Below are 12,655 nucleotides of genomic sequence, written 5' to 3' on the forward strand. Positions count from 1 at the left end.
TTCTCATCTTTTACTTAAAAGTCCAGCGACCATTTCTTTGGTAGAGTCCTGTTGCCGAATCCAATCCTGAGCGGTCCTCAGCCTTTAAGTCATCACGGTGGAGGGCAATCACTGGTGTACGACTAGAATCAGCATAGGCTAGCATTTGACCATCACGATCACGCACGGTCACTTCTAATTTTAGCTTGATATCATTTAGGTGAGCCAGATCACACTCATAGATCACGCGCTTAGGACCACTCCCCGATGTCTGATGATCCATTGAATTATCATTGTAAACCCATATGTTGCGATCCACATCTGTTAAGGATAGCGCAATATAGGTCGGTTGGTCTTGGCGGACCACATAGGAGATTTCAAAAGTGATTTTTTCTTTAGGAGTGGTCGGATTTGGTGATAGGAGTTTGACCTTGAGCTGGTCTACTATAGCATCTGGATCTATCTGCTCTTGCACGGTATCATCTTCTGGCAGAGCTTCAGTATTGTCAAAGCTGTATTGATTGGCCACATTAAAAGGCTCTCCATAGGCCTTAACCAAGCCATCTTCAATCAGTACTGCTCGGTTACAATACTTCTTCACCGCAGCCATATCATGGGTCACAAGAATAGTGGTCTTACCGCTTTCTTTACGTTCCATGAAATAGTCATTACATTTACGCTGAAAAGCTTCATCACCTACTGCTAACACCTCATCCAGAATAAGGATATCTCCCTGAGCCTTGATAGCCACTGAGAAGGCTAGACGCACCTGCATACCGCTGGAATAGTTTTTTAGTTTTTGGTTCATAAACTCTTCAAGCTCTGCAAAGGCTACGATATCGTCGTACATGGCATCGACTTCCTCGGTTGAAAATCCGAGAAGAGCGCCATTCATATAGACGTTTTCCCGTCCTGTCAATTCTGGATTAAAGCCAACACCGAGCTCGATAAAGGAAACTAGCTTGCCATCAATCGTAACAGTACCTTGTTCTGGCACGTAAATTTGAGAGATGATCTTGAGCAAGGTTGACTTACCTGAGCCATTGCGGCCCACAATTCCAAAAAAGTCTCCCTTGTTGACTTCAAAATTAATATCCTTAAGGACATGCTGCTCCTTATAGCCCTTGATTCCCTTAAACCGGTTGACCATGGTTGTCCTTAAGCTGTTAGAGGACTCTACAGGCAGTTTGAAAAATTTACTAACATGATCTACTTTAACAGCAATATTATTATCATTTGTCATTATAGAATCTCCGCAAATCTCTTAGAACTTTTGGTGAATATAGCAAAACCGATGGCAAAAATGATCAGGGGCAAAAGGTAGGGAATCGCATAATAATACCAGTGATTGATTAAGTTCCAAATCGTTAGATTAGCCTTGTCAATCAAGATATAGCGAAAATCCTGAATCATCTGAGCCAGAGGATTCATCATCATTATCTTACCTGCTAATATGCCCTTTGGACCTTGGTTGGTAATAAAGGTTAGGGGATAGATGATAGGAGTGGCATACATCCCCGCCTGCAGGACGACATCCCAGATCTGCCCAATATCACGGAACTTGACATACAGTGTCGCTAACAACAAGGCCACACCCCAAGCCATAATGAAGAGTTCTAAAAAGAGGGGAAGGGCAAAAATCACTTGCCAACCGAGCTGAACACCATTAATCAAGGCAAAGACGAGGACTACTAACAAGTTGATGATAAAGTTGATCAAGGCGCCGCAAACTGACGACAGAACTATGATAGACTTAGAAAAGTTCAGCTTTCTAAGAAGATCGCCTCGCGTTACAATGGAAACCATCCCCATGCTCGTCGCCTCTGTAAAGAAAGACCAAATCACATTGGCCAAGAGGAGGGCAACCGCAAAATGTGGCACATCGCCTCCTAAACGCAAGAAGCGAATAAAGACGGTATACATGATTAGAAATAGCATCAAGGGTTTCAAAATTGACCAGAGATAGCCAACCACACTCCCTTGATAGCGCAATTTAAAATCCGTTTTAATCAGTTCTTTTAGTAAAATACGATTTTTCTTACTAAACAGATTCATAATAAACTCCTAAACTAAGATGAAAAGAATCATTCGCCCTAGCGAAAATTTTGTTAAAGATCCAGAGCCCTTATATCCAGGCTTGCATAAGAAATGGTGAAAAACTTTTTATAGCGCTAGAAAATAGTATCACTATTATTCATACGAGCGCTAAAAGCATAGGCAGGGTATAATTTGAGATGGTAGCCTACTTTCTTAATTCTCTGTTCAAAATATAGAAAGCGAGGATCTATTCAATCTCTAAGGGGTATAGCCATGAGTCTTATAGGTTTTATAGCCCAATTTTGTTAAGATAAGGGTTCTAAAAACTAAGGTATGAAAGGCTCTATTTTTTCTAAAACACCGATCTTTGAGCAGGCGCCTTCTCTCCTTAAAAGAAACTTCTGTCAGGGATAGGTAATCCTCAATTAACTGTCTTTGTTCTGGACTTAGATCCAATTGCAAGAGCTGCTGAGCTTGCTCTTGACTAGAATCGATCAGCCACCAATACTTAGCTAAGAGCTTGTGGGGACGCAACCAATTCCTGAGACGTTTGGATAAGGTTCTGGCCCCGAGGACATTAGCATCATGTTGGCGGTAGAGCTGGGTTGGGAGATCCAGATAGATCAACTTACCTTTGCTTGCTGCAATCAAGGCTAAAAACCAGTCATGCATCACGACATGCTCTAAGCTCCTAGCTAGCCAGAGATCTGCCAGACTACGATTGATCATAGTCGTTCCACCTGTTACTGTATTTTCTGTCAATTCCTGTAAAAGACTGGTGTTGGCATGATCAGATTGGACTTTGATCATACTCTCATGGATAATTGCTAGATTTTGATCGACTACTTTTAAGTCTGTATAAACTAGCAGGGGGAGGTCTTTTGAAAAGGTCTTCCCTTCTTTTAGACAGCGCTCAAGCTTTTCAGGTAACCACACATCGTCTTGGTCGCAAAAAAAGTAAAAATCTGCAATCTCTTCCTTAACCAAGGTATAGAAGCTTTCTATTACCCCCATATTTTCCCGATGATCAGCATTGATAAACTGGATACGAGAATCTCGATTAACGTAGCTGGAAATGATATCTGGAGTACTATCGCTAGAGCCATCATCACGTATTAAAAGCGTCCAATCTTGATAGGTTTGATCTAAGATACTATCGATCTGTTCGGCTAAAAAGCGCTCACCATTGTAGGTTGATAGTAAGATATTAACCTTCATGTAAAAACAGCTCCTCATACTCTCTAACGATTTTTTCCCAAGAATAATGCTCAGCCATATGCGCTCTTGCTTTTTGCCCTAGCGAAGTGTAGTCTTTCTTAGCATCATAGCGATTGATTAATTGACTCAGACTCCCCTTTTCCTTGCTCCAAAATACAGCAGTATCTTGGGCGACACTTTTATTAAAAGCTACGTCTAAAACCAGGTTTAAATCTGTATGGGCCAAGGCCTCTAAAAGACCCGGATTAGTCCCACCGACCTCGTGTCCATGAATATAAGCAAAGGCAGCTTGGCGGATATAGGTCAAAAGGTCACGATTATAGACAGTCCCTACAAATTTCACACGGTGATCTTGGTCAAAATGTGTCTTTTGCTGGAGTTCTTTAAAGTAAGCACTGCCTTCATGATTACAAATAATGATAAGATCACGTTGAGTCTGACTGGCCATAAACTCTCGAATAGCTGTTTCATAGTTATTCTCTGGGACAAAGCGCCCCACAATCAGATAATAGTCCTTTTCTTGAGTCTGCCATTTTTGGTAGAATTCCCTAACTTCTTTTGATTCCTGCCTTAGGGGTGAGGGAGATAAGTCGGTGCCATAAGCGATGAACTGCGTTTTTGCCCAGGGATAGGATGATTTGATATAGGATTCTATCCCCAGATTGTCTGAGATTACTAAGTCTGCTTTTTTGGTCATGATCTTTTCAGCGTACTTGAGATAAGACTGAACGGGTCGTGACCACTTGGAACGTTTCCACTCTAAACCGTCTGGATTAACATAGAGCTGTCCTTCCAGTCTATGAATCTTTCGAGCTAGGGGGGCAATGAAGGCACCAACTGTGTTACCTAAAATGTAGAAAATAGGCTTTTTAATCTGCTGCTCTCTGATCCATTTGAGCGCATAAGTGATAGCCTGCCAATCATAGGCAATGACACGTGCCGGTCCCAATTTGGGTGGATTTATTGTAAAACAATCCACTCCTAAATAGTCAAAATGTCGGCCAGTTACCTCATCGCTCAAGCAAGCAACATGGTAGGTTATTTGAGCTGATTGGCGGTGTTTTACCAACTCTTCCACAAAGGTTTCAAAGCCGCCGTATTGAGCAGGTAAACCTCTGCTTCCAATGATAAAAACGTGCTGCATGTAGAAGACCTCCATTTTAACCATACAATCACTTTATTATAGCATATTTTAGGCTGTCTTATGCGCTTTATCCCTAAAAATGACTGACTGAAACCAAAAAAGAGGCTGGGAAGCTATCACATTCCCGACCCCTTTTGTCATCATCTAAATTTGTCAAATTAAGATAGCAGCTGACAGTCAGACTAAATCGACTATCAATTTGATCCTCACTCTTTCATGGTTATCAAGTACCAATCCTCATTACAGTGAAGCACCAATGCTTGGTTCTATTTCTGCAACTAAGTACTAATTATTTTATAATTTAGTACCCTGGCGATAAAATTCTTTAAGAGCATCCTGCCAGGTGGGAATGACAAACCCTGTAGCCTTGGCTTTGTCTAGACTAAGTGTTGAGTTTTTGGGACGTTTAGCCTTGGCAGGAAACTGGCTCGAATCTACTGGAACCACTTCCACATCACGATCCTTTAGAATCTCTTTAGCAAAATCATACCATGTCGTATCTTCATGAGCATCATTTGAGAGGTGGTAATATCCAAAATCTTTTTGATTTTCTGTCAAATACGTCATAAATTCTGCCAGAGTACGTGTCCAAGTCGGGCGACCGTGTTGGTCATTGACAACTGTCAAGCGAGGGTGCTTATCTGCTAAACTTTGCATGGTAAAAACGAAGTTCTTGCCATAATTTCCAAAAACCCAGGCTGTCCGAATGATGTAGAAATTATCCAGAATTCTTTCCACAGCCTCTTCTCCTAGACGTTTGGTCCGGCCATATTCAGTTTGAGGAGAGGGGAGATCTGTTTCTACCCATTCTTGGCCAATCGGTTTTTCTCCATCAAATACATAGTCAGTAGAAATATAAACCAGAGTGGCACCAAAAGCTTTTGCAGCTTCAGCAATATTCTCAGTACCAGTTACATTAATGGCATAATCTAGTTCTTTGCCCTCTTCTTCTGCAGCATCTACTGCTGTATAAGCAGCACAGTGATAGACTAAACTTGGCTTCACTTGATCAAAGACACGCTGAACGGCCTCTTTATCTGTGATATCCATTTCTGCCACATCTACAGCTACATATTCTTCGTCACGCTCATCAAGTAAGTAATGGAGTTCTGTACCAAGCTGTCCATTTGCACCTGTAATTAAAATCATAATTGTCTCCTAGAATTGTTCCATAAGCCTTCTAAAAAATGGGCTATCCTTTTTCTTTTACAATGTAGACGGGGCGTTTTTTAGTCTCAAGGAAAATTTTTGCAATATATTTCCCAATAATACCAAGTGCCAGCAACTGTAAACCACCAAAGAACATGATGACAGATACTGTCGATGCCCACCCTACTACTGGATTACCAAAGAGAAGGTTGCGGACAACAACAAAGATAATAGAGCAGCCCGCCACAAGAAAACTCAATAATCCAATCCAAGTTGCCAGATTAAGAGGTGCTTCTGAGAAATTGATAAATCCATCGATAGAGTATTTAAGCAGTGACCAGAAATTCCATGATGTGTCACCCGCTACACGCTCTCGATTTTCATATGGAAGATAGGTGACATCGTAACCTACCCATGAGAATAAGCCTTTTGAAAAGCGGTTGACCTCGTTTAGTTCCAAAATGCTGTCAACCACCTGACGGGTCATCAGTCGGAAATCTCGTGCACCATCAACCATTTCTGTATCCGAAATTTTATTAACCAGCCAATAAAACAGGCGAGCAAACATAGAGCGTAAGAAAGGCTCTCCTTTTCGATCGGCACGGCGTGTTCCGACGACATCAAAGCCTTCTTGAATTTTTTGGTACATCTCAATCAGCAGCTCTGGTGGGTCCTGCAGGTCAGCATCCATGACGGTGATAAAATCCCCTTGCGCAGCTTCAAGCCCAGCCAGCAGAGCAGCCTCCTTGCCAAAATTACGAGAAAATGACAGGTAGTGGACATTATCATATTGCTGAGACACTTCTCTAAGAACTGATAGCGTCTTATCCTTTGAGCCATCATTGACAAAGATATAGGTGAAAGCGACTTCCTGAGACATCTTCTCTTCAACTTTTTTGGTCTCTACCAAAAACGGTTGAATAGTCGCTTCTTCGTTGTAACAAGGTACGACAATACTAAGTTGCTTCATCTTTTGCTCTACTCCTTATCGAATTCCCAGCGCTATACGAGCATAGCGACTCATGCGCTCAATCGTCCAAGCTGGTGTCCAGACTAATTTAACCTCAACTTTAGTCACTTCCTTTACTTCTTTAATCACGTCATAAATCTGATCAGTCAGTAAGTCTGCCAAGGGACAACCCATGGTTGTCAATGTCATATCAATTTCTGTATAGCCATCATCTTGAAAACGGATAGCATATACCAAGCCTAGGTTGACGATATCGATCCCCAACTCGGGATCAATAACCATCTCTAACACTTCAAGTATATGATCTTTAATCTTCTCCACTTCCTGAGCGGTATACTTTTGTTCTGCCATTGCAGTTCCTCCTTGACTCATTTTGATTCTTTACGTGATTATCATCTAGATGTGGGATCCTTCATCTCTCAGACGCTTAGCTAACCTTCTATCTCTTGATCTTTCGATAGATGATGTAACCCACTTTGTTTCTAGATAACGGTTTGACCTATTCTACTGGACTTGCGCTACTTTCTCATTTTTAGGCGGTGATTGATTTGATCCACTGGATCTGCGTCGCTCTTTAATTTCTCAGCAACGGTTAAAAACCTCCACTGGAGGTTTTTAATCCTCCATAAAGTCTTTGAGTTGTTTGCTGCGACTTGGGTGGCGAAGTTTACGCAAGGCTTTGGCTTCAATTTGGCGAATACGTTCACGAGTAACATTAAAGACCTTACCAACATCTTCTAAGGTGCGCATCTTACCATCATCTAGTCCAAAACGCAGACGCAGGACATTTTCTTCGCGATCTGTTAAGGTATCCAGGACATCGTTGAGCTGCTCACGTAAGACAATACGTGTTGTATAGTCTACAGGATTTTCAATTACTTCATCCTCAATAAAGTCACCTAAATGACTGTCATCTTCTTCACCGATAGGTGTTTCCAAAGATACTGGTTCTTGAGCAATTTTAAGAATTTCCCTAACCTTATCAGGTGTCATATCCATACGCTCAGCAATTTGTTCCGGTGTCGGATCTTGTCCTAGCTCCTGCAAAAGATTGCGCTGTTCACGAACCAATTTATTGATCGTCTCAACCATATGGACCGGAATACGTATGGTGCGTGCTTGGTCAGCAATCGCACGTGTAATGGCTTGGCGAATCCACCACGTCGCATAAGTCGAAAATTTGAATCCTTTTGAGTAGTCAAATTTATCAACTGCTTTCATCAGTCCCATGTTTCCCTCTTGAATAAGGTCAAGGAACTGCATGCCACGACCAACATAGCGTTTGGCAATAGAAACAACCAGACGTAGGTTAGCTTCTGCCAAACGTTGCTTAGCTTGGAGGTCACCTTGGGCTGCTGCAATAGCTAGTTCTTTTTCCTCTTCAGAATTCAAGAGCGGAACAACACCGATTTCTTTTAAATACATACGAACAGGGTCATTGACCTTGGCTGAATTACTTCCTATCAGTTCTTCATCTGTCAAATCTTCCGGCTGTGGAGCTTCCACTACATATTTCGATGAGGGATTTCCTTCCTTATCTGTAATAGAAATCCCACCATCTGTCAGACGCTCAAGCAAATCATCAATTTGATCAGCATCCAAAGTAAATGGAACAACCAATTTTTCAGTTACTTCATCATCAATCGCTGTTCCTTCTTTTTTGTGATTGCGGATAAAATCAGCGACTTGAACATTAAATGTTGCATTTGTTTTTTTTGTTGCCATATTTGCCTCTATTCCATATTTCTTTTTTGGGCAATGAGGGCCTGAAATTCCATCATTGCAAGGTCTGTATCCCCATGGTTACTTGATTCACGGATCAGTTTTCCCCGTTCTCTCATTATCTGCTCTTGGTGAAGCTTTTCGATTCTCTCTTCTAGCAAAGCAATTTCGTTTTCACCCACAGTGTCTGGGAGAGGCTCCTCCAAAACCTGGTAATAGGCCTGGCGCCAATCATCAGGCATCTCAGCTAGGTCAAGATCACTTATTTCACCGTGCTGACAAAGCAGTTCATAGAGGCCTTTGAGCTGGGGCGATTCAAAGGTAAAGTCCTCTCTATTTCGAAAATCATTAAAGATATAGTCATGGTGCATGATTCTGTGGAACAGTTGGTTTTCAGCCCTTTGAAATGCCGTTAAGGACTTGGTCGTCAAGACCTCAGTGATCACTGGTGGCCGGCTCATAATTTCCTGCTTAGCGGCAGTGTCACTGCGGCTGGCCCTAAGATTTAGACGCTCGTTATTGACAGATTGCTCCACCTGCATATAGTCAAAATGGGGCATCTCCTCAGCAACCATATTGATATAGGTATTTTGAGCCGTGATCGACTGCACTCTGGCGATAATCTTAGCGATTTGCTCAACATAAGAAATTTCAGCTTGAAGATTATCAATATTTTCTGGCTTAAGATAATGGATCCAAAATTCTGTGCTCGAAATCCTTGATTTAGTCAATAGGTCAGCTAGAGCTTGCTCAGAATTAGCTTTTATGTATTCATCCGGGTCCATCTGATTCGGTAGGCGAACGATCTCAATCGTCAGATCATCCAAGATCTCCAAGGACTTGGCTATAGCGCTTTGGCCAGCACTATCACCGTCATAGGTTAAAACCACTTTTTTTGTATACTTTTTCAGGTGTGTCACGTGCTCTTTAGTCAGTGACGTTCCCATAGAAGCAACAGCATTTTCAATACCAGCTCGATAGGCTGCAATCACGTCCATAAAGCCCTCCATGAGGTAGACTTCATGGCTTTTTTGAATTACAGGTCTGGCTTGGTCCAGATGGTAAAGTTCATAAGATTTATTGAAAGCAGCAGTCGCTCTAGTGTTCTTATACTTGGCTTGCTTGGCTAATTCGTCTTGCTCTGTCCAAATCCTTCCAGAAAAACCAATCACATGGCCTTGATCATCTGTCAAAGGGAACATAATACGATTGCGGAAGGCATCGTAAATCTCACCGGATTCTGATAGATTGAAAAGTCCTGAATTGATAACAGTCTCTTCGTCGTATTGAGATGACAGACGCTGATAAAGGTAATTGGTCTCTTCTGGCGCCAAACCGATGCCGAAATACTCAATCACCTCATCTGTCAATCCTCGCTCATGCAGGTAGTGTTTAGCCTGCTCACCGACTCTTGTCGTCTTTAAGACAGCCTGATAAAACTTACTAGCATCTTGATTGATCGTAAAAATCTTTTGCTGAGGGTGCTGAATCTTGGATTGGCTTGGGGCATCCACTGCAATCGCCATACCGATACGCTCAGCCAAAATTCGGACACTCTCTATAAAAGTGATCTGGCGATACTCCTCTAAGAACTTGAAAACATCACCTGATCTACCACAACCAAAGCAGTGAAAAAACTGTCTATCCTCAATAACATTAAAAGATGGTGTGCTTTCCTTGTGGAAAGGACACAAGCCCAAATAGTTACGACCAGCCTTAGTCAAACTAACAACCTCACCGACAATGTCTACGATGTTCACGCTAGACTTGATTTCAGCAATTTGCTCTTTACTAAGTGCCACACTATCACCTCCAGACCTTGAAAATCTTTTAAAGTTTTACCTCTTATTATAGCATTTCACCCTTGGAAGAGTCAATTATAACCCTTGTAAAAGGAGGTTTGGCAACGCTTATTTTGTTCATTATTTTACTCTTGAAATTAAAGACTCATTTCTCGTTTTCTAACTGATTTTTCTAATCCGGCTAAATGTATTCAGATTTGTGAGCAATTAGCTTGACCTTGTCATTTATGTTTCGTTATACTAGACTGGTATTATTTTGAAAGGAATCATTTTATCGTGATTAAAGAACTTAAAGATTTTTTGTTCAAGGGTAACGTCCTTGATCTTGCTGTTGCCGTTGTAATGGGGGCCGCTTTTAATGCCATCATTACCTCACTCGTTTCTGACGTGATTACACCACTAGTCCTTAATCCGGTTGTTGAAGCGGCTAATGTTGAAAACTTGGCTGCTCTGTCATGGAACGGTGTTGCTTATGGTAGTTTCTTGAGCGCTGTCATCAACTTCTTGATCGTTGGTATCACTCTCTTCTTTGTTGTAAAAGCTGCCGAAAAAGCCATGGCTGCTTCCAAGAAGGCCGAGGCTGAAGCAGCGGCTAATGAAGAAGCTGCTCCTACTCAGGAAGACCTGCTTGCTGAGATCCGTGATCTTTTGGCTAAAAAATAATTCTTATTCTGATAAAAGCAGTTGGGCTTTCTCCCAACTGCTTTTTATTATACAAAAACGTGTCATCAATCAAAAGACCTAGGTCCGTTGCCTAGGTCTTTTTTAATCTGCATTAGAATTTTTTACGTTTACGAGCTGCTTCTGATTTGCGTTTACGCTTTACAGAAGGCTTTTCATAGTGTTCACGTTTACGAGCTTCTTGAAGAGTACCCGCTTTAGTAACCGAACGTTTGAAACGACGAAGAGCATCGTCAAGTGATTCGTTCTTACGTACAACTGTTTTAGACATGGATTTCACCTCCTCAAGATCAATGTAACGATAATACGTTCTAGACTAGAATAGCTAATTTTCATTTGCTTGTCAACCATTTTTGACTATTGTTGCTAAAAAGAATCGTGACAAATGTCCAGTCTCGTTAGTATTGTTCGATAATTTCAAAATGGTAAAGGGTGAAAGCTAGACTTATTTGCTAGGAAATCTTAGTAGCCCTTATATACTACAGAGAGTTTCAGTGCTTGATACAGCACTGATTAGTAGTTGATTGAGGCTGCTTTTTTCAGCTATCCGACGGTTATTTTTCTGATTCTTCATTCACTTTTTGGACAAAGTAATCAATCTTACCGTCTTTTTTCAATTTTGTAATAATGGTGTTGATGCGATCACGTAAGGCAATAGACCCCTTTGGTAGCGCAATGGCATAAGAGCTGCCATCTACTTTTTTCAAGGTGATATTAGCAACAGCTAAATCGGGGTGCTTAGCAACGTATCCTTCTGCGATAGCGTTCTCCATAACGATCCCTTCGATCTGACCATGCTCAAGCTCATTGATTCCTTCACTATTTTGTGTCAATGATACCGCAGAGGCTTTTGGGATCTGGTCTTGAAGGACGCCCTCTTGAATGGTTCCTTTTTGGGCTGAAACAGATACCCCATCAAATGAATCTACAGATGTATATTTTCCAAGATCAGCTTTTCTAACCACTACTACATTTTTGGATTCAAAATAAGGTTCTGTAAACTCAAACGAGTCTTTACGATCTTCTGTAATTGAAATACCTGAAATGCCGTAATCCGCTTTGCCGATAGCAACACTACCCAGTACATTTGAGAAAGAGACCCCGAGAAAATGGGGCTTAACACCAAGTTCTTTAGCAATTTCTTTGGAAATTTCAACATCGATACCAGCAATTTGATCCTTGCCATCCACCAGCTGTTTGTATTCAAAGGGAGCAAAATCTGGGCTAGTTGCTATAATGAGGGTCCCTCGAGATTGAACATCCTTCAAAGAGTTATCAGCTTTCTTATCAGACCCATTAAAGACACCGTAGGCACCCAGGATCAGTAAAACGGCAAGAGCGACTAGCACTATAAAATTTTTTCTTAAAGACATTGTTATCCACCATTAAGCTGTTTAGCTGGCCTATCCTTTATTTTTATACTATTTTAGCTTATAAAAATACACCTGTCAAGTTTTCATCCCTCAGTAAAAGAACTTACTCTTCCACTCACCATTGACTTTCTCGTCGTAAAAATACTCAGAAAGTTCTTCGTCATCAAAGACTCGAAGGAGCTCTAGCATATCATAGGCTAGGGTCATACGAGTGAGGTCCTTTCGATTAACCCAAAGGACTTCTCCTTCTTGGGAGGATCTGAGCTCACCTTCATACCCACGCGCTTTATACAAAAAGACGAGATAGCGCATCCCTTCATCTGTGTGCCAATCCTTCATTCCTACTAGTTTTGGTCGATGGATAGTGAGCCCAGTTTCTTCTAAAACTTCCCGAATGACAGCATCATTCAGCGCTTCACCTGTTTCAATATGGCCGCCCGGTAATGCTGCTCCTGACCAAGCATAACGCTTGGGATCACGAATTTGCATAACAATATTGTCATGCTCATCTTCAATCAGACACATATTGGTTAAAATAACTTGAGACGCACGAGGCATGGTAGAGTGCTTCCTTTCCATC

At 41.5% G+C, this 12,655-nt stretch carries 13 protein-coding genes; 1 reads left to right on the forward strand and 12 read right to left on the reverse strand.

Annotated features, from left to right (window positions below; translation table 11 throughout):
* Nucleotides 1–10: 10 nt before the first annotated feature.
* From AC4HAI_RS03155 to dnaG, 9 genes are all read right to left on the reverse strand, one after another.
* Complete coding sequence (locus AC4HAI_RS03155; RefSeq protein WP_491079485.1) at nucleotides 11–1,222, reverse strand: ABC transporter ATP-binding protein; 1,212 nt, start codon at nucleotides 1,220–1,222, stop codon at nucleotides 11–13.
* A complete protein-coding gene (locus AC4HAI_RS03160) occupies nucleotides 1,222–2,034 on the reverse strand; it encodes an ABC transporter permease (protein WP_491079486.1) in 813 nt (270 codons plus the stop codon). The genes AC4HAI_RS03155 and AC4HAI_RS03160 overlap by 1 nt, the downstream gene beginning before the upstream one ends.
* Nucleotides 2,035–2,274: 240 nt before the next feature.
* Complete coding sequence (locus AC4HAI_RS03165) at nucleotides 2,275–3,234, reverse strand: glycosyltransferase family 2 protein (RefSeq protein ID WP_491079487.1); 960 nt, start codon at nucleotides 3,232–3,234, stop codon at nucleotides 2,275–2,277.
* Complete coding sequence (cps2T, locus tag AC4HAI_RS03170; RefSeq protein WP_491079498.1) at nucleotides 3,224–4,378, reverse strand: beta 1-4 rhamnosyltransferase Cps2T; 1,155 nt, start codon at nucleotides 4,376–4,378, stop codon at nucleotides 3,224–3,226. Before cps2T ends, AC4HAI_RS03165 begins: the two co-directional genes overlap by 11 nt.
* Nucleotides 4,379–4,672: 294 nt before the next feature.
* Nucleotides 4,673–5,527 carry a dTDP-4-dehydrorhamnose reductase gene (gene rfbD / locus AC4HAI_RS03175; protein ID WP_491079488.1) on the reverse strand — a complete coding sequence of 285 codons (855 nt, stop codon included), beginning with the start codon at nucleotides 5,525–5,527 and terminating at the stop codon, nucleotides 4,673–4,675.
* A 43-nt stretch (nucleotides 5,528–5,570) separates the two neighbouring features.
* On the reverse strand, nucleotides 5,571–6,497 hold the full coding sequence (locus AC4HAI_RS03180) for a glycosyltransferase family 2 protein (protein ID WP_491079489.1): 927 nt from the start codon (nucleotides 6,495–6,497) through the stop codon (nucleotides 5,571–5,573).
* Nucleotides 6,498–6,512: 15 nt separating this feature from the next.
* Entirely contained in the window at nucleotides 6,513–6,848 is a 336-nt protein-coding gene (locus AC4HAI_RS03185) for a metal-sulfur cluster assembly factor (RefSeq protein ID WP_491079490.1), read from the reverse strand.
* A gap of 264 nt (nucleotides 6,849–7,112) precedes the next feature.
* Complete coding sequence (rpoD, locus tag AC4HAI_RS03190) at nucleotides 7,113–8,222, reverse strand: RNA polymerase sigma factor RpoD (RefSeq protein WP_491079491.1); 1,110 nt, start codon at nucleotides 8,220–8,222, stop codon at nucleotides 7,113–7,115.
* 8 nt (nucleotides 8,223–8,230) lie between these two features.
* A complete protein-coding gene (dnaG, locus tag AC4HAI_RS03195; RefSeq protein WP_491110427.1) occupies nucleotides 8,231–10,021 on the reverse strand; it encodes a DNA primase in 1,791 nt (596 codons plus the stop codon).
* A gap of 276 nt (nucleotides 10,022–10,297) precedes the next feature.
* Between dnaG and mscL the strand changes: the two genes are divergently transcribed.
* Nucleotides 10,298–10,684: a large conductance mechanosensitive channel protein MscL gene (mscL, locus tag AC4HAI_RS03200; protein ID WP_491079493.1), complete on the forward strand. Its 387-nt coding sequence runs from the start codon at nucleotides 10,298–10,300 to the stop codon at nucleotides 10,682–10,684.
* Nucleotides 10,685–10,796: 112 nt separating this feature from the next.
* Here the strand turns inward: mscL and rpsU are convergent, their stop codons facing one another.
* From rpsU to AC4HAI_RS03215, 3 genes are all read right to left on the reverse strand, one after another.
* Nucleotides 10,797–10,973 (reverse strand): 30S ribosomal protein S21, encoded by a 177-nt coding sequence (rpsU, locus tag AC4HAI_RS03205; protein ID WP_002884573.1) that lies wholly within the window; start codon nucleotides 10,971–10,973, stop codon nucleotides 10,797–10,799.
* Between the two features lie 283 nt (nucleotides 10,974–11,256).
* On the reverse strand, nucleotides 11,257–12,075 hold the full coding sequence (locus tag AC4HAI_RS03210) for a transporter substrate-binding domain-containing protein (RefSeq protein ID WP_491110428.1): 819 nt from the start codon (nucleotides 12,073–12,075) through the stop codon (nucleotides 11,257–11,259).
* A 90-nt stretch (nucleotides 12,076–12,165) separates the two neighbouring features.
* Nucleotides 12,166–12,633 carry an 8-oxo-dGTP diphosphatase gene (locus AC4HAI_RS03215; protein ID WP_491110459.1) on the reverse strand — a complete coding sequence of 156 codons (468 nt, stop codon included), beginning with the start codon at nucleotides 12,631–12,633 and terminating at the stop codon, nucleotides 12,166–12,168.
* Between the last annotated feature and the right edge of the window lie 22 nt (nucleotides 12,634–12,655).

The sequence above is a fragment of the Streptococcus sp. ALY_208 genome, assembly GCF_058314295.1.